General features: G+C 35.4%; 21 protein-coding genes and 3 pseudogenes. 1 reads left to right on the top strand and 23 read right to left on the bottom strand.

Annotation, left to right across the window (positions count from 1 at the left end):
- Positions 1-104: 104 nt before the first annotated feature.
- Positions 105-1,292 carry a PucR family transcriptional regulator gene (locus tag ACQKFG_RS24735; RefSeq protein WP_427563677.1) on the bottom strand — a complete coding sequence of 396 codons (1,188 nt, stop codon included), beginning with the start codon at positions 1,290-1,292 and terminating at the stop codon, positions 105-107.
- Positions 1,293-1,539: 247 nt separating this feature from the next.
- On the opposite strand from ACQKFG_RS24735, the gene ACQKFG_RS24730 reads away from it, so the two are divergent.
- Positions 1,540-2,880, top strand: coding sequence for a nucleobase:cation symporter-2 family protein (locus ACQKFG_RS24730; RefSeq protein ID WP_427563675.1), 1,341 nt, complete (start codon positions 1,540-1,542; stop codon positions 2,878-2,880).
- 464 nt (positions 2,881-3,344) lie between these two features.
- On the opposite strand, the pseudogene ACQKFG_RS24725 reads toward ACQKFG_RS24730, so the two are convergent.
- The 22 genes and pseudogenes from ACQKFG_RS24725 to ACQKFG_RS24620 all read right to left on the bottom strand — a co-directional run.
- Positions 3,345-4,478: pseudogene (locus ACQKFG_RS24725) on the bottom strand (glycosyltransferase family 4 protein); the annotation flags it as partial.
- The gene (locus ACQKFG_RS24720; protein ID WP_349730193.1) at positions 4,475-5,575 is read right to left on the bottom strand and encodes a CotS family spore coat protein; all 1,101 of its coding nucleotides are present in this window, start codon (positions 5,573-5,575) and stop codon (positions 4,475-4,477) included. The pseudogene ACQKFG_RS24725 and the gene ACQKFG_RS24720, both read right to left, overlap by 4 nt.
- 727 nt (positions 5,576-6,302) lie before the next feature.
- Positions 6,303-7,574 (bottom strand): MFS transporter, encoded by a 1,272-nt coding sequence (locus ACQKFG_RS24715; RefSeq protein ID WP_427563673.1) that lies wholly within the window; start codon positions 7,572-7,574, stop codon positions 6,303-6,305.
- 11 nt (positions 7,575-7,585) lie between these two features.
- Entirely contained in the window at positions 7,586-8,239 is a 654-nt protein-coding gene (locus ACQKFG_RS24710) for an ArsR/SmtB family transcription factor (protein WP_427563671.1), read from the bottom strand.
- Between the two features lie 258 nt (positions 8,240-8,497).
- Positions 8,498-8,881: a DUF1259 domain-containing protein gene (locus ACQKFG_RS24705; protein WP_427563669.1), complete on the bottom strand. Its 384-nt coding sequence runs from the start codon at positions 8,879-8,881 to the stop codon at positions 8,498-8,500.
- 520 nt (positions 8,882-9,401) lie between these two features.
- Positions 9,402-9,944 (bottom strand): GNAT family N-acetyltransferase, encoded by a 543-nt coding sequence (locus ACQKFG_RS24700; RefSeq protein ID WP_427563781.1) that lies wholly within the window; start codon positions 9,942-9,944, stop codon positions 9,402-9,404.
- 188 nt (positions 9,945-10,132) lie between these two features.
- Positions 10,133-10,642 (bottom strand): YfiT family bacillithiol transferase, encoded by a 510-nt coding sequence (locus ACQKFG_RS24695; protein WP_214796044.1) that lies wholly within the window; start codon positions 10,640-10,642, stop codon positions 10,133-10,135.
- A gap of 301 nt (positions 10,643-10,943) precedes the next feature.
- The gene (locus ACQKFG_RS24690) at positions 10,944-11,102 is read right to left on the bottom strand and encodes a hypothetical protein (RefSeq protein ID WP_427563667.1); all 159 of its coding nucleotides are present in this window, start codon (positions 11,100-11,102) and stop codon (positions 10,944-10,946) included.
- A gap of 340 nt (positions 11,103-11,442) precedes the next feature.
- A complete protein-coding gene (locus tag ACQKFG_RS24685) occupies positions 11,443-12,201 on the bottom strand; it encodes a class I SAM-dependent methyltransferase (protein WP_427563665.1) in 759 nt (252 codons plus the stop codon).
- A 377-nt stretch (positions 12,202-12,578) separates the two neighbouring features.
- A complete protein-coding gene (locus ACQKFG_RS24680) occupies positions 12,579-12,773 on the bottom strand; it encodes a CDGSH iron-sulfur domain-containing protein (protein WP_081109037.1) in 195 nt (64 codons plus the stop codon).
- A gap of 364 nt (positions 12,774-13,137) precedes the next feature.
- On the bottom strand, positions 13,138-13,308 hold the full coding sequence (locus ACQKFG_RS24675; RefSeq protein WP_427563663.1) for a DUF2283 domain-containing protein: 171 nt from the start codon (positions 13,306-13,308) through the stop codon (positions 13,138-13,140).
- A gap of 974 nt (positions 13,309-14,282) precedes the next feature.
- Positions 14,283-14,699, bottom strand: a complete 417-nt coding sequence (locus ACQKFG_RS24670; RefSeq protein WP_427563661.1) for a bleomycin resistance protein — start codon at positions 14,697-14,699, stop codon at positions 14,283-14,285.
- A gap of 157 nt (positions 14,700-14,856) precedes the next feature.
- Entirely contained in the window at positions 14,857-15,201 is a 345-nt protein-coding gene (locus ACQKFG_RS24665; RefSeq protein ID WP_427563659.1) for a hypothetical protein, read from the bottom strand.
- Positions 15,202-15,486: 285 nt separating this feature from the next.
- Positions 15,487-16,380 (bottom strand): LCP family protein, encoded by an 894-nt coding sequence (locus ACQKFG_RS24660; RefSeq protein ID WP_427563779.1) that lies wholly within the window; start codon positions 16,378-16,380, stop codon positions 15,487-15,489.
- A gap of 158 nt (positions 16,381-16,538) precedes the next feature.
- Positions 16,539-18,848, bottom strand: coding sequence for a glycoside hydrolase (locus tag ACQKFG_RS24655; RefSeq protein WP_427563657.1), 2,310 nt, complete (start codon positions 18,846-18,848; stop codon positions 16,539-16,541).
- 104 nt (positions 18,849-18,952) lie between these two features.
- Positions 18,953-20,344 (bottom strand): ATP-binding protein, encoded by a 1,392-nt coding sequence (locus tag ACQKFG_RS24650; protein ID WP_427563655.1) that lies wholly within the window; start codon positions 20,342-20,344, stop codon positions 18,953-18,955.
- A complete protein-coding gene (locus tag ACQKFG_RS24645) occupies positions 20,337-20,984 on the bottom strand; it encodes a response regulator transcription factor (RefSeq protein WP_427563653.1) in 648 nt (215 codons plus the stop codon). The genes ACQKFG_RS24650 and ACQKFG_RS24645 overlap by 8 nt, the downstream gene beginning before the upstream one ends.
- 75 nt (positions 20,985-21,059) lie before the next feature.
- Positions 21,060-22,154, bottom strand: coding sequence for an undecaprenyldiphospho-muramoylpentapeptide beta-N-acetylglucosaminyltransferase (locus ACQKFG_RS24640; protein WP_427563651.1), 1,095 nt, complete (start codon positions 22,152-22,154; stop codon positions 21,060-21,062).
- Positions 22,155-22,240: 86 nt separating this feature from the next.
- Positions 22,241-22,705 (bottom strand): annotated as a pseudogene (locus ACQKFG_RS24635) (NUDIX hydrolase).
- Positions 22,706-22,737: 32 nt separating this feature from the next.
- Positions 22,738-23,751: a polysaccharide biosynthesis protein gene (locus ACQKFG_RS24630; RefSeq protein WP_427563777.1), complete on the bottom strand. Its 1,014-nt coding sequence runs from the start codon at positions 23,749-23,751 to the stop codon at positions 22,738-22,740.
- Between the two features lie 497 nt (positions 23,752-24,248).
- Entirely contained in the window at positions 24,249-24,338 is a 90-nt protein-coding gene (locus tag ACQKFG_RS24625; RefSeq protein ID WP_427563775.1) for a hypothetical protein, read from the bottom strand.
- A gap of 207 nt (positions 24,339-24,545) precedes the next feature.
- Positions 24,546-24,640, bottom strand: a pseudogene (locus ACQKFG_RS24620) (transposase); the annotation flags it as partial.

Genomic DNA, 24,640 nt, shown 5'->3' with positions numbered 1-24,640 from the left:
CCATACCATATGAAAAACTGCCAGAGAAACCTAATTCCCTGGCAGTTTTTTTCTAAGTTCAGTGACACTTGATTCCCGATTCCTTCAAATCCTGCTTCCTTTACCTAGTCATGTAATAATAACTTCGCAGCTTTTATACTAAACTGCAATTTAAAAGCAATATCCCTCGATTTTAAATCAACTCCCAATAAGTCCTCAATTCTAGACAAACGGAACTTTACAGTATTTCGATGAACATACAAAGCGCGTGCCGCATCTTCTATTCTCCCTCTTGAAAATAGATATGTTTCCAGCGTTTTTAACAACTCCCCCTCATTTTCCCTATCATATACAATAATCGGTTGAATCATGGATAGCACGTATTGGGTTAATGCATCCTTAGGGATTTGATTTATTAAATCTTCAACTTCAATGCTTGCGTAATCATTGATAGTAGTCGGGTTGACCCTCGAGCCAAGTTGAATAGCCTTTTTAGCTTCAATATACCCTTCTTTCATATTGTAGATTTCTTTTTTCACCTTGCTTAACCCCATGGATAGTGAAGTGCCAGGATTATTTTCGGATATAAGACCTTCTAAAACGCCGGCAATTCTTTGAGCCTGCAGAAGTAGGTGTACATCAGTCACCATTCCTTTTCCTTGTAGGATAATCAATTGACCATCGAAGTCGATACTCCAATACTTAAAATCTTTTTTTTCCGTTTGGTTTAATTTCTCCAACATTCTACCAATTGGAAAGAATGAATCCCCTTCTTCTTTCGTTTCATTCATTAAGAGCAGAATATATGGCCTATCGGGATTAAAGCCAAATTCCTGTAATTGGGGGATAAAAGATGAACTCCTATTTTCCCCATTCAAAAGAGAATGAAAAACTTCAAAACTTCCTTTTCCATTGTTTTTCACTTTTTCCTTATTAACAAGTTCATATGTAAAGCTGAATAATAAGTCGGATAAAGGCATTTCATAAGGAATCTCCAGTAATGGGAAATTGTGCTTGTTTGCTTCTTCTACCATTCCAGGAGGAATCGTAGAAAGAAACCTCTTAATCTTGATAGCTAACCCAGCACTTCCTCTTTTCGACAATTCCCTAACAAGATTGATTTGAGCATTCAGGTCATCTTTAAACACATAACCAGTTGTCAGTAGGAGTTCCCCTCGTTTAATCCATGATATATCCGGATGATCCATTATACTTACTGAATTAATTACCCGAGCTAACCCTTGATTCCCTCCAATAACTTCCACTTGATTTAGGGCAGGAAGCTTCAAAGCTTTTTCGATCGTTAAATACATATTTCTCCCCCTATTCTTCTTAATTATAAACAGAATGAACTTGAAAGAATATTCATATTTTTCCAAAAAATAGTCTTGATTTAGCATTAGGGCGGTGATAATATAAAAACAGATTAATTTTGTAAATGCCGTTTCTTAATAAGCAACAACAAAATCAACCATAGGGAAGCGTTTACAAAAACACAAGGAGGCGATTTCATTAAATCCACATAATTAGAAGGCTCTTACTAATTAAAAGGGGGCAATCATGGAAAATTTGAGCAAAGTAAACACGCTATTGTTAGGTTTACAGCATGTTTGTGTAATGTATGGAGGAGCGGTGGCTGTGCCACTAATCGTCGGTCCTGCAATCGGCTTGACACAAGAACAGATCATATACCTGATCTCGTTTGATTTACTCGCATGTGGGATAGTCACCTTGCTTCAAGTTATTGGCGGTAAAGGATTTGGTATAAGGTTACCGGCCTTAATGGCTGTTTCTTTTATCGTGGTTGAGCCAGTAATAGCTATAGGAACAGTCCATAGTATAACCGGGGTTTTAGGCGCAGTTATGGTATCTGGAGTAATTGTTGCTATTTTATCAGGAGTAATTGGTAAATTAATACCCTTTTTCCCACCAATTGTTGCAGGGTCCGTCATTTTAATTATAGGCGTATCATTAATGCCAGTTGCCATGAAAAATGCAGCGGGTGGAAGCGGTTCCCCCACCTTTGGAGATCCTATGAATCTAATGCTAGCTTGTTTTACACTACTTTGTTTCCTTCTGTTGAATACACTTACTAAAGGTTTCTTGAAAGCGGTTTCAGTTCTTTTCGCCATGGTTCTTGGTACTATATTGGCTGGTTTCTTAGGTATGGTCGATACCTCTGGATTTACAGAGGCCAGCTGGTTTACAATGGTGACTCCTTTCTATTTTGGGTTACCCACCTTCGACTTTTCATCTATTATCACTATGACAATCATATCTTTAATCATTGCTATTGAAAGCATAGGCGTCTTTTTGACTCTCGGGGAAGTATGCGGGAAGGAAATAACCGAAAAAGATGTGGAAAAGGGGCTCCGGGCAGAAGGAATAGGGAGCTTCATAAGTGGTATCTTCAACTCTTTTAACCATTCTACCTTCTCACAAAATGTTGGCTTGGTCCTGCTGACAAAGGTAACTCAGCGCTCGGTAGTAGTCACGGCAGGTTGTATTCTAATCATTCTAGCTTTTGTGCCTAAGGTTGCCGGTCTTACGACGATGATCCCTTTACCCGTTCTGGGTGGGGCTATGATACCAATGTTTGGAATGCTTCTATCTGCAGCTTTGGGGATGGTCGCCAAAGCTGATTTGAGCAAACCTTCCAATCAATTGACGATTGCACTTGGAATAGGAGTCGGTCTAGCAATCAAGGGGGTCCCTGAAGCATTCGATAAATTCCCTGAAACAGTCCAATTAATATGTGGAAATGGAGTAGTAATGGGTACAATAACTCTAGTTGTGTTAAATGCCATCCTGAATGGAAAATCAAATCCATCGATTACACACCATCATTCCATACCCGATATTCAACCAAGTATAAGCCAGAATATTAATATACACCCTTAGAAAATAGCGGACAAGGCAAGTCTCTAAGGGTGTATAGTTGGCTAAATTCTCCAACACTTTTAATTATAACCTTATTCAGATAATTTTCAAACAAATAATGCAAGCACCTTGTAACAGCCTATTTAATAGGTAAGCAAGGTGCTTTTTTTCACTCAATTTCAGGGTAAAGCCTGATGGCTTTTCGACTTGTTTCATTTGAAAAACTTCTCGAGAAAAATGTGGATAACGATTTTTTTTTGAGTCTAAGGGGTCCCTTAAATTGTAATTTTTTTATAAAGGCTGGTTTTGTAAAGATTGTTGCATAAAATTGAAACTTGGGGTGGTTCTGGAGAGCTTTAAGGTTAACTTGCTTACAAATTAGGGGGAGTAGGGGCAGGTCCTGCAAATGTATACTCGCCAATCATTTTGTTTTTTCGCATCCTTTAGAAATTGTTCACATAACTCTTGATTGGTCTAAACAGTCATTCTTTCCAAACTTCAAGTATATCAGATCCTACTCGATCCCATTTATATAAAGTAAGGGCAAGTTCCCTGCCTCGTTCGCCCATTTTTTCCATTAGTGATCTGTTTGATAGAATTTCTGTAATCTTTTCTGTAAAACATCCGGGATCTTCTGGATTCTCTACTACAAGCCCATTCTCTCTTATACGAATGACCTCTGGATTTCCGCCTCTTGCCGTTGTTACGATTGGAAGCCCTGCACCCATCGCTTCATAATGGACGCGTGCAAGCGGTTCTTGCCATATTGATGTACACACGAATAAATCAGCGGCAGCAAACCAATTTTGTATTTCACTAGGTGCGACAAAACCAGTTGAAACAACTGGGATAGGCAGCTTTTTTGCCAATGCTCTTACATAAGCTACATAATCAGTTACATCATTTTGGCTGAACCATTTACTTCCTACAATAACTAAAGCTAAATCCTTAAATTTACTTGAAAGCTCAGGTAATGCCCGGATTAGCCTATCAACGCCTTTATTATTGGATAGTCTTCCTGCAAATAATATGACCGTTTTGTTTTCAAGACCGTTTGCTTTACGTATTTCATTACGAATTCCTTGCATTTTCGAGTGACTGCCGGGTAGAAATCGATTGGTGTCTACACCAGAATAGATTGTGCTAATCTTTGATGAAGCTTGTGGATATAAGTCTTTTATGACATTGCCTATATAATCACTGACAGTTACAATATTTGTAACTTCTTCAATGGCAGCTTTTGCTTCTTCCGGATTGATTTTCTCTGGATTAAACATATCATTATGCATGCTGAGGATAATTTTTGAATTAGGTGCCGCTTTTCGGACAGGAAGGACTAGTCGAGGTCGATTGAATATATGAATTAGATCGAAATGATTTGTTTGAAGATAGCTAATAACCTCTTCTCGATATACTTCGAATATTTTTCCTGGTACACGTACATAACGGTTTCCATCAATCGTTTCTTGATCAGGGAGTGATGGGTCATTAATTCCCAAAACCGTAATATCATGGACTTTACTTAAATATGGCAGGGTGCCTGATATATAGGTTTGGATGGCACCACCTAGTACTGGAGGAACCGGAAGCTTTTCGGTACAAATCATTAAAATTTTCATGTTTGTTCTATTCCCTTCCAATCATCTTTAATTTCTTCTAAAACTGGCCATTTTGTCTGATCGGTATCAACAATTGTTTGAATCATGGCTGTTGTTTGATCATTTAGAAATAATTCAGGTTCATATACTACTTCTTTAACATTCTTGTAAAATTCATTTGGACCAGATAAATCGATCATTAAGATATCATATAGCTGCGATGAAATTGGATTTGCCTCGTGATAGGACTTGATCATTTCTCTTACCCAAGTTGCATCCCATCTATATAAATCTGCCATTGTGCCGGTAATCAGTTTTCTCAAATCGCGAATGGGAAGGTCATAAGCAACACCGTCAAGGTCAATAATCCACATACCATTAGCTCCCATTTGACCATTTGACCAGCCATAATCTTGATGCACTAACCCCCAATACTCATTTCCTTGTTGTGCTAACTCTAAATAGCTTGATTCATTTAATTTTTCCAAGCTTCTTTTTGCTTGTTCTTCGAATTGATCTAAAACATTCAGCAAGTGGGGGCTTGCAGGCATTTCTTCATATGCATTGGCAATGTTTCGAAACCAATCCATTTTGTTAATGACTTTTTCATAAGTCGCTGGCCATTTATATAATCTGGATGCAACTTCAGCTTGTTGCGGCGGAACATAACCTTTGCTTAAAAGGTGGAATTCGCCGAGAGCATTACAAAGGTGTTTGGCTCCTTCCAAATCTTTTGTTACAGGTGCCAATGATTCGATCCACTCAGCGACGAACCATAACTTCCCTCCAGCCTCAACATAATCTTTTCCATCTTTGGTTTTCACGATGGGCGGTACTCTTGCTTCCTTAACATTGACTAAATATTCTTGTGCTCCCAAGCTAAACATACTTCTAGTAGGTCTTCTGTGTAAAAGCTTTAAGCTCTTTGGCCCTGAACTTGTTTCCATTTTCCATATAGAGCCGCCTTTATCTGGTTTTGTTGTAACAACATGCATGTTCTGAACGGAGAAACCGTAATGTTCAAGAACTTCCAGTGCCATTTTCTCAATATATTCAGGAACAAAAAACTCATAAGTAAGTTCATCTTCTTCCCAAGGCACAATTATTGCGTTCTCCATGAAAACCCCTCCTGTAATATATTTAAAAGTATTTTCAACCAAATAAAGGATAAGGTCACGACAGATTCATTATTTCCAATATCAGGTTGTATCCATATACAAGCATAGTTTTATACTCTAATGTTGAATATTGTTCTTTATTAAATATCCGTGATTAGTCAACACAGCTGGAGTAGTCATACTTTTTATTAACCTATGTGGGAAAAAAACTTTTGTATCAGACAATTCACCCAAATTGTTAGGTAATTGGGTTCTAGTGCAAATATGCCCCGTTAGAATCGTCAATGGAATATAGGCTGCTCCAAATAATTCATTGATGAATTCAAGCTCGCCTCGGATGATTCAATTGAATATATAAAAGCATGTTCTGATCAAACTTTTAAAACACGCTTACCTTTCGTTTGTTTGTCGCTTTTTTATCATGGCTGTTTTCGCATACTTTGTTGCTATTTACCAAGTAAAGCGGTGTGGTTGATTTTCCCTCCAGATGCTTGCTTTCCGCGGTGCTCCCGCAGGAGTCTCGCACTTGCACTCCAATCAACCTTAAATAGTTTAGTTTTAAAAACAACAATCTTTACGAAAAGAGCCTTTATCATCGAAGGGGAAGCACCCAAACTACGGCATTTTGTATGATGAGCAATTCCCAGCAAAAAAAGCCATTTCCTATACGTTAGGAAATGACTTTTTTATTTCGCCTATTGTGCTAAAGCATCTGTTAGTTCAAATCTCATTTTTTACTTCCCCGGGACCAGATAACCACTGGAATCAATAATAAAGATAATAACCCTCCAATAAATGATAATGTTGTATAACTTGAACCAGCCACAATCATTCCGGATAAGGCTCCGCCAGAAGCTCCTGATAATGCAATTAAAACATCCACTTTACCTTGCGTTTTAGCCCGAGTTGAAGTTTCAGTTGAATCAACAATCAGAGCAGTCCCACTTATTAAACCAAAATTCCAACCTAATCCAAGTAAGGAAAGAGCAATTACTAGAAAAATCATGGAATCACCTGGTGCAATCGCTGATATCAAACCTGCCAGAAGCAAAGTGGCTCCAGAGGCAATTGCCATGGCAGTACGACCAAACTTATCAACAAGGAAACCTGTAACCAGTGACGGGAGATACATGGCACATACATGAAATCCAATAACAAGACCTATATCACCCAAGTTATGTCCATGATGTCCCATATGAACTGGTGTCATTGTCATGATAGCCACCATTACGATTTGAGTAAGGACCATAATTGTCGCACCAACAATAATTCCTCTTTTGTTTGCTATTTGTTCAGTATCAGTCGAATGTTCTAATACCTTTCTTTCTTGGTTGGACGCTTCTATCGTTCTTGCTATCACTAATGGGTCTGGGCGAAGCATGACGAAAAGTACAAGACCTGCCAGGATAAATGCTGCTGCTGATAAAATGAAAGGACCAGCAAGTGATGGAATGCCAATAGATGTAGCAAAATCCCCCATTACATTCACTAAATTCGGACCTGCAACTGCACCAAATGTTGTAAACACCATTGTAATACTAATAGCAGTAGCTCGTTGTTTATTGTTCGCTAAGTCCGTACCAGCGTAACGAGCTTGTAAATTTGTCGCAGTACCTGCACCATAAATAAGCAGGGAAGAAAATAAAAGGAAAACACTATTTATTATAGCTGCAGTTATGACTCCTATTGCCCCAAGTCCACCTATCATAAAACCCGCTGTTAGACCTGTACGACGACCGTAACGTTGAGAAAGTCTCCCTACGATTAAAGCAGCCCCTGCAGACCCTAAAGTAAATAAACCCGAAGGAAGTCCAGCAAATGCATCTGTGCCAAGCATTTGTTGTGCAAGAAGTGCTCCCACCGTAATTCCAGCAGCTAACCCAGCACCACCAAAAATTTGAGAAATACTTACAATAATTAGTGTGCGTTTGTATAACATTTTTTGTTTTTCTTGAGAATCTACATAACTCCGGTTCAATTGATATGCTTTATTGGACATTTGTTAATACCTCATTTATCATTCTGTAATTTCCAATCATGTACACCTTCCTCTAGACGAAATGCATTAAAACCTTTGGATCTTAAAAGTTCAACAGCTTCCACTGACATTAAACAGTAACAACCACGACAATAAGCAACCACATCACAATTGGTTGGTAAAGTTGAAAGTTTCTCACTTAACTCTTCAATTGGTATAGAAACTGCACCAGGGATATGAGCTTCTTCATATTCCTCCATAGGTCTTACATCCAACAAAATAACTTCACCTTTATCCATCCGTTCTTTAAGTTCTGAAAGTGAAACCCCATCCATGCCAAGATTGACATTTAAGAACTCCTGCTTAATTTGTTGAACCTGTACAAACTGTTTTTCTGATAATGTATGCAAGGAAGTTAAAAAATCCGAAATGGCTGCATCCGCCAGCTCGTAAATGACGTAGTTCCCTTTCTTCTGAAACTTTACCAATCTAGAATTAGCAAGGGTTTGTAAATGTTGAGATACATTCGCCACAGACATATTAGCAGCTTTAGATAATGCCTCCACCGACTTTGGACCTTGAGATAAAATATCAAGAATTTCCAATCGTTTTGGACTAGAAAGACTTTTACCTATTCTTGCGAACTCTTGATACAATAAATCTTTTAAGTTACGATCCTTAAACATGTAAAATCACCATCTATCTATTCAAGTGTTTTATTGAATACTTGAATATTAAGTAAAGTTAAAAGAAAAGTCAAACAATTCCTTAAAAAATTCCACTCCAACCGTTTGTTAAAAATCCCCCTTTAGTACTTAGGTTCCATAAGAAAAAGCCGCCTTAAAGACAGCTCCAATCATCAGCTAACGCACATATCAGGTCAACAAAACCGGGTTTTCACCGTGTATTATGCTCATATAAAAATCAGACAAGTGGGAAATCCGTTAGTTCTTTAACGCTTTTCTGACTTTCTTTGCAAAAACTAATGGATCATCAACAGCTTCGATATTAACATATATCAAATTCGGATCATCAAATAGCCACTCATTGTGTATCGATGAAACTATTATTCCTTGTTTAAGAATCAAAGCGACAAAATTCTCGACTTCACTTTGCAAGAGTGCTACCCTACCTAGGCACAATGCTTGTCCAGTCTTATCTCTTGATTCAAATGAGAAAGAAGAGGTCACCCTAAAACGTTTTCCTAAAATTTTTGCTTTTATTTCATTTCGATTTATGGTTGTCACACATTTTCCACCCGCAAATCCTTCTTGGCCGCCGATAATCCTAGCAAACTTTTGACAAATTAATTCATCATTAGATGCCATCTATTCATCCCCTCCCTAATATTAATAGGATATGAATCAATGAATAGATTCGAAACGGATATGCATCTATTTTGAAATGAAAATCATTTTTATATCTTATTCAAACTATCCTGCTCCTGTTAGCTTCTATAAGAAAAGAGCTGATGTCAAAGCTCTTTAATGAATTAACGCAACCGATGGTTCTTTAAGAATTTTTGTGAGTTGAAACAAACTGTGTTGATTAAAAATTTGTCATAACTGCTTAATCAGAAGCTTTTTTTTCATAAAAAATCAATGCTATCTTTAGAATTAAAACTATGAAAAGGGCAATACCAATACTAATATCTAGTGTTCCTTCGTCTTCGGGTTTATTAAAGAATCCATTAATTGTAGTGAATGCTAGAAGAATTAAATAAATATGGACTTCATTTTTTTGGAGAAATTTAATTGAGAATACCCCCTTTAGTTCCATAGGAAAAAGCCGCCCAAGACAGCTCCGATCTTCAGCTAACGCACCCTTTAGTTCATTAAGGTATGATGACTACTTATTCCAATCCTTAGCTAACATACCGTAAACGATATGGTCAACATAATGGTCATACAACCATTCTGCTTGTCTGATACAACCTTCATTAACAAAACCCACTCTTTCGGGAATTCCTCTACTTTTCTTATTCTCCACAGCAACCCTTATTTCCACTTTATCTAGTTTCAATTCAATAAATGCATAATCAGTCAATGCCTTAGCTACTCTTGTCATAATTCCATTACCTTGATATTCTTCTCCGAGCCAATAACCAATATATGCAGTTTTATTTGACCAATTTATTTGGTTATAACCTGCTACACCAACAATTTGTCCCTTATACACTATAACTGTATTGACACTCTTGTTTTCAGCAAAACCTTTTAAAGAAATATTAATGAACCCTTTTGTATCTTCAAGTTTTGTTGTATTATCCAGCCAAGGGAGCCATTCTCGTAGGTATTCTCTGGATTGATTTGTTCTTTCGAAAACTCTTTCTGCATCCTTTAATTCTAACAGTTTCAATGATAACTCCTCATCAATATTATGTAAAAACAGACTCTCATCCCCCTAATTTTTCTATTGGTTTATTTTGTATATTAACATATACGATTAATAGATAAATCACTTGTTTATTATGGAGCTAACCTGCCCCTTTAGTTGAATAAAACTTCTGTAATTATTCCTTATTTTAATTTTAAAAATGGCTTATCGAGGTTCGATAAGCCACTTTTATACATATTGTATTATTTTGATAATGCGATTTTTATATGGGCTAAATGATGCTCTTCGTGCCAAGCTAATTTTGCAACTTTAGTTGCAACTGTTATTATACCGTTTATCTGGTGAGTAAAAGCTCGATCTAATTGCTCTTCAGTTAAACTATGTCCTAAAGATACGATGCGCTCATTTATACCTTCTAACATTTTAATAGAACTTTCTACAGGAAGCTTTGTATCCGGTTGAATAGCCCACTTTTCTTCATCAAAAGCTGGTACTGTTGGATTCTCATCTGTTAAAGCCAGCTTCAAACGTTGATACATGTTCAACTGAGAATCTGCAATGTGATGAACAAGTTGACGAACTGTCCAGCTACCTTCACGATAAGTTCTGCTTAATTCCTCATCACTTAATGAGTCGACAGTTTCTCTTAATCGAATCGTGTAAGTTTCGATTTCCTTTAGCCATTCTTGAATATTTTCTAATGTTACTTTTTCAGGAACTTGTAGTTTCCCAATTGGGTATCTTACATCCATTTTCAATCCCCCTTTTCCTTATTCTTATTTCATTATATTTCGGTATTAACGTTTAATTTTATTTAATTATATCACTTCAACAAACTGCTTCGTAATTCAAAAGCTTATTCAATTAAATGGCCCTATTTTCGACATTACATCATAGTTAAGCAGAGAAATGGTATCATCGTTCCCCAGTGAATTACCGTAAGCTCATTATTATTAGTTACTACATACTTTCGAGTTTTATTCATGGCATCAGCCCAATCTCCCTCTTGGAACGGCCAATATCCTGCAAAGCCTTCATATGTGACCCGCCCCATCAAGATTGCGTCAGCCCCTTCTGGAACATGACAAGACCATGCTTTGTGGAATCCACGATGCCAGGCATTGCCCAGCTTACCATGTTGTTTTCTTCACCTTTCGGCCCCGTAAAGATACCGTCCAATGTGTTGCTTACGTTTGCAATTATTTTCCCCATATCCCCCTCTATTCTTCTTGAATTTAATGAGTAAAAACATCTTCTGAATTAACTTCGATTTACTTACGAATGATCCCTTCTATTATTCAAGAAAATGACCCAATTGTTGAACAAAGATCAAACAGCACTCTTCAACTATCCTGCCCCTTTAGTTCCATAAGAAAAGAGCTGCCTTATAAACAGCTCTGATCTCAGCTAACGGATCCGTTAGTTTAAGTGTAATCTTCACAAACTATTAGCAGGTTTAGTTAGAAGTCTTTTTAAAATAAATAAAAGAACTGAGCGTTATTTTTCGCTCAGTTCTTTTGCAAACATCCAGTTTCATAAATATGCTTTTATATTATTTTCGTACAGCTTCAAATGTAATGAGTAGGCTATCTTTTGATGGTTCCTTTTTATAAGTATAATCGGCAGAACAAGTAATATTAGAAAAACCAATTGTTTCTAATATAAGTTTGAATTCTTCGATTCCGTACCATCTCATTGCAAACTTCTGTAATTCTGTGCCTACCAGCTTACCTTTTCTCCATTTCTCGTATTTTAAATAAGATAAGGTATATTGGTCGACCCAGTTGATTTCAATTGATTTGCTTTCTAATGAAATGCCTTCTTCGTTAGAAAGAGGAAAGGCTGCAGTAGTAATTTCTCCTGTACGCCAATTGCTTGGTAATTCCAAATCAACAATTACACGTCCTCCTGGCATTAAATGATTATAAAAGCATTTCAGAGCATCTTTAGCATCCATTAAATTTTCAATCAAGCAAAAGGAGCCTGTAGGTATAACGACAGCTTCATATTTTGATTCCAAAGAAAAACTACGTAAGTTACCCTCATATAGCTTCGGATTTAAGCCTCTTTCTTTGCATCGTTTTCGACAAGAATCTAACATTTCAGTAGAATAGTCAATGCCATCAACAATAAATCCATTTTCAAGCAAGGGAATTAAGAATCGACCTGAACCGACAGCAGCTTCAAGTATCTTCCCTTTAGTCCCTTTTAATCTTTCAAGATAATATTCAATATCACCGTCAATTGAATACCCCACTGGTTTGGTAAAATCATATACTTCCGTACTTAATGCACCATAATAACTAAACATTTCATTTCCTCCGATATTATATGCGGAAGAATTTTAATAGGATTCTTAAAACTTCCGCACCTCAAGTTTGTTAGATGTAGGTAAAGAGCTGACTATCATATTAAATCACTCACTTTCTATACAATATTGTTACATTATACACTTTCTTTAGACTCAATACGGTTATTTCAATGTGTATTACGTCCGTAAATATCTTATGCAATTATCCTGCCCCTTTAGTTCATTAAGCAAAAAGGCCACCAAATGGCAGCCCCGGTTCTCAACTAACGCACCCGATAGTTCAACAACATACTCTTTCGTAAAAGAAAAATGAATCCGGCGACTTTTTGGGGTTCGATTTCCCAAAAGGGTGCCCTAAAGCTTCTGTCCCACTAGCTTTATTCAGCCCTAACTACGCTTTCGAAATTACTTTTGTGGGATCCGTCACAAAAAGGTTTATTATCGGAAAGTCCACATCTGCATAGGGAAAAGGCTTCTTTTGTTTCAATTTTATTCCCTTCACCATCGACTAGCTCTACATTCCCTGATACACGTAATGAACCATTATCATTAACTTTAATAGTAGCTATAATAAATCACCTCTTTTTTAAAACATTTTTGCCATGTGGGAATAACTTTAAACGATAAATAAGTTCTACTTCCTCAATACTATTTGATTATCATCCTGAAATTACCAAAAAAAGAAGTGTTATACCAATAAAAACACACCACATTTTATCGCCCTCCCCCTTATTTTTAGAGGATATTACTTTAAAAAGTTCCAAAAAGCTTATTCTACTAACCTGATCCTTTAGCTGCATAAGAAAAAGCAATCCTTCTTAATGAAGAATCGCGCCCGTTAGTTCAACGTTAAGGAATCGACTTTTTTTGCTTCTTCTTAATGAACTAAACCAGCTAATAGGATGTCAATATCTTTCTCTAAAATTTTCATTTCCCTTATGATATACTATTTTTGGCCATGCCAAATGACCCTCCAAAATCTAACATTATATCATCGTTTTCTGGAAGTTCTTCCGTATGAGTAATTGTATATTTAGATGGTTCACTAAAGTAAATATAGCCCATCTCTACTTCCTTATCATAAGTAACCTGACCTTTGTATCTCATAAGATCAATCCTCCTAAGCTTATTCTTGTTCTCGTTTTATGCCAAAATTATATCATTTTCTTGTTCAGCTAACCTGCCCCTTTAGTTCAATAAGAAAAAGCTACCTTAAAGACAGCTCTGATCTTCAGCTAACGCACCCGTTAGCCATCCATGAATCGCAAAAATCAGTGATTCACCACAAAGAATGAAAATGGTTTGGAAGTGTCAATACTGATATTGACCTTAATCCAGTCAACCCTAATCCATAGACTAATTAATTAACGCTCTCCTCTTTTTTTAAACGATTGAGCAGGGTCTTCTTAAATATTGTCATTTTTCATTATTAAAGAATCTTATTTTCATGGTAGTTCAACAAGAAAAGGATTCCCTAAGTTAGTTTAACCTGTAACCACGGTTACTTTTGGTTCTTCACAAGAAATAACATCAATCGTGTGATTTAAGCAGGGAAACTGATAATGAATGTAATTTTCAGAGGGACATATATCTTCTCGTTCATTCGTGGCTACTTTTATAAAATCTAAGTACCTTGACTTGGTATATATCCGAAATAGCTCTCCCTTTGATATTTCAGAATTATCTATAGAATATGAAAAACATTCATCGATAACAGAATATGAAATATATGATTCAAATTCTAATTGCACCATAGGTAAATCGATGTTGATCGTGCTTCTATTAATAAGCAATCGTAATGAATTTTCTTTGGGTTCTATTATTTTTCCAAATAAATACACCCCTTCTCTTGCATCAATTCATTAAAATCGACTTCATCATCACTCATTTCTTAATTTGACTATTTAAGTTATACCATTTCCCAGTCGTCTTATTGAACTAGCCTGCCCCTTTAGTTCCATACAAAAAAGAGCTGCTGATCAGCTCCTGATAATAAGGTAAAGAACCCGTTAGTTAAGAACGAGATACAATTAGTGCATGCAGTTTTCCAAGAAAACAAGTTAATCACCAACAACTAGAACTCATTCATTTTCTCTTTCCCCCAAGGTTTGGACGAATCTTAATAAATATCCGTCTGGGTCCATGATTAAAAATTCCGTCTGCCCTCTTAATTTAGTATCTGCTCTATACCAATTCTCCTGAATTTCCATCTTAATCGGATACTGATGCTTTCTTAGACTCTTATATAATTCGTTAATATCACTTACCGTTATTTGAAAGTTAATTCCCCTCCCAAAAGGATATGATAACTCCCCAGTCTGCCAATAGCCATTTATCTCTTCAATCATAATTTGACAGTCATTTAGTGATAGCATAGCGAACTTATCTTCTGGACGTTGATACTCTAACTTAAACAAGAGAATGTTTAAATAAAAATTAAGACTTTTATTTATATCTGAAACTGATAACTCTGGTACTAATGTATTTAGTCTAAACATCATATTTATCTCCATTTCCAATTTTGTTAATAAATGTACCCTTTATACTATATCATTCCTTGTTCAACAATCTAGCCCCGATAGTTCCATAAGAAACAGCTGCCTTAAAGACAGCTCCGATCTTGTACTAACGCACCAAGTTTAAGACTTTTTAAAACTAATCACCTATGGCAAATATATGTTTTTTTCGCTGTAACGCTTCTATGCAAAAAAACTTTAACTCTTTAGCAAAACGTCTAACTTTTTGTTCTTTGTCCTCCCCTGTGTATTTATTAATTACGCCATCACATATACCTATTAATTCATTAATCTCGTCTCTATACAATATTGTTTCACCATAAATATTAAGATTTAGAAGTAAACCAAACTCATTATTAGAGTCCTTTTCCTTGCTTAAAAGATATGAGTGTATTCCCTCTTCAAACTCTACATATGTTTCTTTCTTATAAGCTTCTTTATAGGTGTTAGCTAAAATGAAATTGATTCCACACATTTTCTTCACCTTTCCCTGCCTATTTCTAAATATTTTAGCAGCTTGTACTCAAGTCCCTTATTGAACAAACCTGCCCCGTTAGTGCCATAAGAAAAAGGCTGCCACAGCAACCCCTGTTATTGAAGTAAAGCACCCGTTAGTTTAAGTACAATCCTTCACAAAATAACTTTGGAATAGGAAAAAGAGGTGCCGCAACTACCTCCGTTATTCAACTCAGCTCCCTATAGTTCAATAAGAAAAGCGATTCTTGAAGATCGATAGTATTATTGAGGATTTTACCCCAAAGAATTAAACCTAATTATTACTCGACTCTTTCATTAAATTTCCCTTAGGTAAATTCAATTGTTGGCGAAGCTTGTTGGATAAAGTCGATCTTGTTTCATCATTCACTGTATGATACCATATATCGCCAACCATACCTCCATCACCTGGGATCTCCATTTGTTTAATATGCTTAGAAGCACTTTTATAGGAGCGTTGAATAGCAATCATTTGATCCATTGTTAAGTTCGTTTGAACATTTTTTTCTAGTGCTTTTAATATCTTTTGATAGTTAGCTAATGAAGTTAATTGAGAGCCTTCATGAATAATTTGTTTAATGACCTCGCGTTGTCGCTGTTGCCGACCAAAGTCACCGCGAGGATCTTCTTTTCTCATCTGTACATATTTAAGGGCGACTTCTCCGTTGATATGTTGTTTTCCTTTCGAGATGTGGATTCCTTCAAGAGTAAAAGGGAACGGGCTGTTCACGTTAACACCGCCAACCGCATCGACAATATCCTTAAACCCATCCATATTCACTTTGATGTAATAATGGATTGGAATATTCAAAAACTGTTCGATCGTTTGGGCAGTCCCTTCTATTCCGCCATAGGCATACGCCGCGTTGATTTTATTATAGGTGTTCTTGGATGCAATGAATGCTCTCGTATCACGTGGGATGCTCACCATTGTCGTTGTTTCTGTTTCTGGGTTAACGGTCATGATAATCATCGAATCTGACCGTCCAACATCACCAGGTCGTTCATCAACACCTAACAACAGTATAGATATCGGGTTGTGTGAATTGAATAATGGCTGCTTTTTAGTGTCGCTATGCAGTGGTTTATACATATGGTATACTGATTTTGCAACGGCATAATAAATGCTGTAACCGAATAAACCACTGATGATTGACAACGAGACCATTCCAATAAGGGTAAACTTTCTCCATTTTATTTGTTTTTCACTTTTTGAATTTTCCATGTATATCCTCTTTCTAGTCAATAATAGCTGAACTATTGCTCTAATTTTGACACTCCACCCATATAAATATAACTCTTTCTATATGAGTGGAACGTCTGTCTTTAGTTGTTTAAAGGTTCATTTACCTTTTTGGAATTCCCTTCATAAATTACAACGGATTTTGCTTGAATGGTTTCGTTGTTATAGATAAAGTCTTTATCTGAAAAGTTGGCTACTACTTTTAAATTTGTGTCAAATTCTGTAGATTGAACAAGGCGATTTTTTGAAAGTATCTTAAATCCTGTCATCTGCTTTGTAACCGCCTTACGGTGAAAAGTTGACCAGTCTTTTACATGGGAAACGATCATATCTTTATTTTCATCCCATTCTTGTTTATCGAGATGGTATAAAGGCGGCACATTATACAAAAACTCATATAGTCTTCTCTCATCAACCATATCTTTAATTTTCAAACTTCCCCATTCCCAATGATGGGTTGTGATGACGGAATCGTTATATACTAACTTATAAAGAGGAAGGGAATAGGCTGGATCAAGATAAATGTGTTTGTACAATTCTTTGATCGGAACCTGTTTACTGTATCGTTCAGGAACCGTTCCTTTTTGGGACCAGTATCCACCAACATAATACGGACTATTTTTGTTTTCTCTCATGTCCGGGTCTCCCCACTTAATCACAGGGGTTTCTAAACCGTGGGCAAAAGCAATCACATTACTTGTATAATCGTTGCCGCCTTCTGAACCAACTACCATATGTTTTTCTTTTGCAATATAATCCATCCTCTTTAATCTTGCTTTCATGTCTTGTTCTTGTGTTGTAATATGTTCCGGAGAATAGTCATCGTAAAATTCACCTGTCGCATCACAATCTACAAACCAGGAATTAAATGGAATGCCCTCTCGTAAAATATCGTCTACACGCTGCTTAACACTTGGCAATGTCAACGTTGGATTTAACTTTCTCCCTCTTTTTAAAAAGCCTTTTATTTTTTCGCCATTTTCGCCTGTAATGGTGGCCTGATCATATAGTGTTTCATCTTTAAAAGAAGCCGTGTTCCAATCTTTGCTTGTCTTTTGGTGAATGGAGTGATATGAATCATAAGGTCCAATGAGATAGCCTAATTGATTTGCTTCTTGTACCATATCGGGATTCATTAAACCGTTTGCCCAGTTTGGCAGTCCAATCCAGGCTTTTTCTATGCCTGATTCATACATATCATCTAAAAGATCCGTAGATTCTTTTTTCCCCCACATTTCAATCTCATCAACGCTATCTTTCAGCTCACCTTTAAGTAACCCTTTATTTAATTCATACAACTCTTGCTCACTCAAATTTCCAATTCCCTTTTTAATTAATTTCTTGGAATCAGCATCTATATGTTGAAAGACCTGTTCATTATAAAACTGTTCTAGTTTCAATACTTGATTGATGGCTATAACGATGACGTTCTTTTGATATTTATCAATATACTCTTGACTGTTCACCTGTAGGATTACATCTTCAAATTCCTTTGAACCATCTTCTGAATAGTTACTCGACAATTCTTTTATCCACTGAACTAGCTTCCCATTTAATTGTTGTTTTAATTGATTCCAATGAATATTTTCTTCAGTAATCGCTTCATCATTCCATAAGTAGATATGTGGTGCTCCATATAGCTTCTTAATGTTAGGATTTTCTTTAGCTTTTTCCTTTAAAGTTTTGAATTCTCCTTTCTCTTGTATATAGTTTTTATATATTTGTGCTACATGTACAGGGTCATTGTTCGTTACATATAGTCTAAATCCATACTCTTTGTTTTGATTCGTAGCAGGAAATTCATGAGAAAAACCAAATTCAATTTTAGAAGTTGTATCAAAATGAATCTTATCGTTAAACATGTTTTTTGCAATATAAACCATGGAATATTTAGGCATATTTAATGTAAAAAAACTCATTGAAAATGACTCGCTGAATGTCAAAGTCTCATCTTTCAAAAATTCTCTCCAATATTTATCATTGTTAGGTATGAATTTTCCCTCCCCTAAAGGAAGCATATAACTATCTGCACTTATTTTTGGCCATTCGAACTGTTTTGCACCTGTTGATTTAATATCAATATCTAAATAATTTTCTTTCTTTTCCATTTTTACTTTCACTTTCTCATCAGGATAGTTCCATGATATTTTGTTATCCTCCTTTTTTAAGTCCGATACTTTCATTTTCGGTAAAGGCATAGAGGCCCTTTCTGTCACTCCATCTTTTTCAATGAAAACTTCAAATGTTTCTGGGTTAACGTCGAATGTAAAATTGCTAAACTTAAAATTTGTAGGCTTTTTTATTGCTTTTTGCTGAGGGCTTCCTTTAGCACAGCCGGTAAAGAAAGTAACAACTAAAGTAATAACAAGTGATACGATAAGTACTTTTTTCAATTTTCATTCCTCCTCTTCACCTAAAATATAACTTCTATTTGTTACATTAGTTTTACAATTCTCCACAAAATTGCGTTGGCTTTGGGGCTCATAAAAAAAGAACCCTAATGATTGAAAGGGTTCTTTTGAAAACAAATATAGAATTGTATCTGATTATTTAAAATCGAGACTCCATGTTTAACATGATGACGAATAAGAATGGATTTAACAATAGCAAGCCCTAAGCCTGTGCCAGAGGCTTTTTTGTTTCTAGATGCTTCTAATACATAAAAAGGCTCCCAAATTTTCTCAATCTTTTCTGTTTGTTGTACGTTTGTGCCGTTCTTAATTTGAAATACGATTTCTTGTTCTAAATCCTCAAATTCAATGTCAATTTTATGATCTTCTGTATATTTAATCGCATTACTTATTAAATTGTTAAACACTATCTCGATCTTCTCTTTATCCGCCAACACAAATAATTGAAGTAAATGAGAATTAGAAATTCTAACATCTATTTCTTTTGTTTCGATCTCAATTTTATGTTTTACAAGGCATGAATGAAATAAGTCGATAAGATCAAAAGTGGTCTTTTCAATCTCATCTCTTTCAATTTTTGAAAAGTTTAATAAATCCTCTATTACTTTGGAAATATTATCTGTTTGTTTTATAATCGTGTCAATATAAGTACCGTCGTCTAGCCCATCTTTGATTCCTACACAATATGCTTTTATTAAAGACAACGGTGTTTTCAGTTCATGCGTAAGATCAGACATAACTATTTTTAAGTTCACATTTTTTCGTTTTAAGTCTTGATGAGCATTATTAAGCTTATCACTCATCAAATTAATGCTGTTGGCAAGTTCCTCAATTTCATCATTTGTTTTGATATGAACAGTTTCAAATTTTAATTCTGAAATATCTTTAGAAACATCTTTTAACTCTTTCAACGGAGTGGTTATCTTTTTTGACAATATCCAGACTAACGCAACGATGAGGATAATAGAAAATAGCAACATATATAAATTAAATTCATTGACGATTTTTGCCGTATCACTAAAATGTACAATGGAATTGCCGACTAGCACGAGCATATCGTCTCTTTGCATAAAACTGGCAAAGAAGCTTGATTTTAGCTTTCCCTGGTCATATATTTTATTCACTTTTTTTCCTTCTGCCAATTTTTGAAGTGTTTCATCTGTAATCCAAAATTTATTTAATGTGATTCGTTTTTTGTATAATTGACTAAATACTTCTTCATTTAATTCATCTACATTACTATGAATAGGCACGTAAACAATGGTTATTCCATATTTATTTTCAATAGTTTCTTTGGAATGAATAAATGTAGTCTTATCCATTTCTTTTATCTCATTAGAAACTTGCTCTAACCTCTCTTTTGTTTTATGCAAGTAATATTTAGGTAAAAAATATTGAGTAAGCAAGATTGAGATAGAAAAAATGACGATTACTGCTAAGGATATGCTTAGGGATAGCTTTCTTCCAAGCTTATTCATCTTCTTCCCCCAAACTATATCCCAACCCTCTATGAGTTTTGATCACGCCTTCTCCGATTTTATCTCTTAGCCTTCTTATATGTGTATCAACCGTTCTTTCTTCCCCAAAGTAATCAAATCCCCAGACGATATCAAGGAGTTTTTTTCGTGTTAGTATACTCCCTTTATGATTTAGAAAGCATCTCAAAAGTTCAAATTCCGTTTTTGTCGCATTCAAATTTTTTTCCTTTTTATAAATTTTTTTTGCTTCTAAGTCAATTTTTATGTCTTTTAATTGAACAATCTTCTCTTTACGAAGAAGTTTCTTTGCTCTTGCTAATAGAATTCCTGGATGGAAAGGTTTCCTTACGTAATCATCTGCTCCAATCTTTAACGCTGCTAACTCATCTTCATTTTCACTTTTCGCCGTGAGCATTAATACTTTTGTGTCACTATTACTTTTTATTTCTTTACAAACTTGCAAACCATTTGCCTTAGGCATCATCCAATCCAATATAGCTAAATTGATTTTGTTACTATAAAAAATAGTCAGTGCCTCTTCTCCATCTTCAGCTAGAAAAACATGAAATCCTTCTCTCTCAAAATAAGCCTTTAAAATTTTCAACATATCTTTTTCATCATCTGCGATTAGTACTTTCATTTTTTCCTCCGAGTTATCGAATTTAGATACAGATTTGATTCTTCAACTTGACTAATCACACACTAGTATTTACATTTATAAAAATTTCCTGAGCCAAAAACTTCTATCAGCCACTTTCTTAATTAAATCAATTAGCTTATCTATTGCCTTGTTATATTTATTCTTTTTCATATTTCCGATGTATTTTTCACGATTTTGATATAACATGTATATCGCATCGTTAAATGTATCATTGTTCAAATTCTCTTGTAAAAGTACTTCTGCATATCCAGCATTTTGAAAAGATTGAGCATTTAAGACTTGCTCTCCCCTGCTGGCACCATTGGAAAGTGGAATAAGAAGCATTGGCTTTTGCAAAGACAATAATTCAAAAATAGCTGTTGAACCTGCCCTTGAAACCACAAAATCGGTCATAGCCATGATATCAGATAATTCTTCGTTGATATATTCAAATTGTCGATAGCCTCTTACCTGAATTGATGGATCGACTTTTTCTTTACCACAAATGTGTACAATTTGAAAATCAGTTAGTAATTTATCTAAACATGATCTGACAGTTTCATTAATACGTTGCGCGCCCTGACTTCCACCCATAACTAGCAACACGGGTTTCTCTTCTGTAAATCCACAATAGGACAACCCCCGAGTGTAATGGCCTTTTTTCAATTCATCTCTAATAATACCTCCGATATGAATTGTCTTATTGGTCTTTAGGTCTTGTCCAGTATCAGGAAAAGTCGTGCATACTTTTGTTGCAAAAGGAAGAGATAGTTTGTTGGCAAGTCCTAGTGTCCGATCAGGTTCACGAATCACGATTGGAACTTTGTTTAACCATCCCCCTAAAACGACAGGTACAGCTACAAATCCTCCTGCAGAAAATACAACATTAGCTTTTACCTTCCTAAATAACCGATACGATTGGAAGATTCCTTTGATTACTTTAAAGGGATCTTTCACATTATTCCAATCAAAATAGCGCCTTAACTTCCCAGTTGAAACGCTATAATATTGAACGGAGGGGATACTTGTCATTAATTGTTTCTCGATTCCGTTCTCAGAGCCAATGTAATGAACATCCCAACCTGCCTGAATAAACTTCGGAATCAGCACTAGATTGACCATTACATGGCCAGCAGATCCCCCTCCAGTAAAAACAATACTTTTTTTCAACTTATTTCCCCTGCCTTTATCATTAACAAATATCATCATGCTACATACATTCATACTATCCGTGTATTTCTTCAGCCTATTACAATTCAAATAATAAAGTTTCCTTTTTTTAAGAAACTATGGAAAATGTCTTTATGAGAGTTCATCATATCTTCTGGGATTGCATCCAACTTAAAAAAACGTAAATCTAAAGATTCTGTATCGGATACTAACAATTCTCCTTTAAAATCTTTCGAAGTATAAACAACTGTTACAGCATAAAACTCGTCTCCATTTTGCAATTTTACAAAGTATTCTTTTCCAGAAAATACACCAACTTAGGTGAGATTAACTACAAGAAGTCCGGTTTCCTCATACAATTCTCTTTTTGCTGTATTTTCAGTTAATTCCCCCAGCTCCATTAAACCGCCAGGAATGCCCCATAAACCCTCCGGTTCTTTACGTTGTTGTAATAGAACACCATTACCTTTATCAATTAGAATCACAACCGCGCCAACCAAAATAACTGGTCGATGTCCTACAGCTTTCCTTAATTCGCCAACATACCCCATCCTATATCAGCTCCTTACATAGGATGAGATCGTCAGTTTTCGTTCCACGACGAAAAACCTCCTTTCATTAACATTTGTTCCACTTCGCTATTTGAAATTTGCTTTGTAGCAGAACTATATTCCTTCAGGGTTACCGGCGTACTGCTAGTATAATGTTCTTGAAGTCCTGGCATAGGAATAGAAGGCAGGACTACAAAATAATCATTATCAAAATATACAGTTCGGCTGCTTTCACATTCGGTAAAAAGTGTTTCATTCAATTTTTCTCCTGGACGAACACCTATTTCCTTTATTTCAATATTTTTTTTACCTGATGATTCAATTAACACTTTGGCTAGATCAGCTATCTTTATAGAAGGCATGTTCATAACAAATGTTTCTCCACCTTTACCGTTATTAGTTGCCTTAAACAATAATTGAACGGCATCTTCAATCGATAAGAAAAAACGTGTCATACCTAGATCAGTAATACCTATTTGTGAAAATTGTTTTATTTGATTTTTGAAAATAGGAATAACGCTGCCACTGGATCCGAGAACATTACCACTTCTTACACAAATAAATTTAGTGTTTGTTTCTTTTAAATTTGCTTGAATAATTAGCTTTTCTCCAAGAGCCTTCGTGATTCCGTAAGTATTTGACGGATCCGCAACTTTATCAGTTGAAACGTATATGACTTTTTTCACATCGTTTTCAATGGCTGCGTCGATCACATTTTGCGTACCAAGTACATTTGTCTTTATGGCTTCAAAAGGTTGATATTCACAAACAGGCACATGCTTTAATGCAGCCAGATGAAAAACATAATCGACACCCTCACATGCTTGCATAAGTTCTTCCTTATCACGGATGTCACCGATAATGAACTTGAATCTATCATCATTAGCAAATTGTTGTTGCATCTCAACTTGTCTTGTTTCATTCCGTGAAAAAATACGAATTTCTTTCGGATTATGATCAAAAATCTGTTTCACAATTTCAAGACCCCATGATCCTGTACCACCTGTAATTAAAAATGTACTATTATTCAATGTTTTTCCCTCCATATAAATCTTAAAATAATTCAATCAATCCCTTTACATTGCATATTGAAAAAATGATAACAATTCGTAACAACCATCATGACGAATATTTGATTTTTTATTCTAGATATATAATAGTTTTTGTTTGTTACATTAGTTTGACAATCGTAATAGTTATAAAAAAACATGATAAACAATAAGACTCTGAATTATTAATAAGTTAGGTAGTAACATGCAAATAAAAACCTAAGTTTAAAAAAATAAACAGAAACCACTTTGCGATTTCTGCTTATTTAAACTGTTGCTTTTTTTTGATAGCTTTTGAATTTGTTGAGTGTATTCTATAAAATCGCTTATTGTATGACACAAACTACATAAAAAAAGACGGATTTACCGTCTAATGAATTGTATAAGATTTTTTTGATTTCATTACCTGTAGCTATTTTAGGAATTTAGAAATGATTTTTTGCCCTGTAAATAATTAGACTGTTTATAAGTTGTGTAATGGCTCCTAACCCTAATTAAACAAAACCTGATATGGAAACAGCCATTCCTTCAAAACCCCCTACAACTAAAGGGCCAGATACGATACTAATAATCCCTAAAAAGATGAAAATAAGTGGACAACCCCTTTAGTTCATTAAGCCAAAAAGGCCACCAAATAGCAGCCCCTGATATCACTAACGCACACATAAGTTAGAGAAGAAAAAGCTGCCTTTAATAGCTGCTCAAAATTCATATTGTGACAAATGTTTGTAATCTAATATTTCTATCTTAAAACCATGATTACATTTCAGTCGATTAAGCTTTTCACTGTCAGTAATACGATTAATGGTTGCCGTAAACTTACCTGATGAGTGAACACTTGGATCTACTCCAGCGAAGGCAACTAGTTTTTTCGGGTGATTAAACC

The organism is Peribacillus sp. NPDC076916, assembly GCF_050269675.1.
GTDB lineage: Bacteria > Bacillota > Bacilli > Bacillales > DSM-1321 > Peribacillus > Peribacillus aracenensis.
The sequence above is the reverse complement of the archived record's forward strand: the minus strand, read 5'-3'. Positions and strand labels throughout refer to the sequence as shown.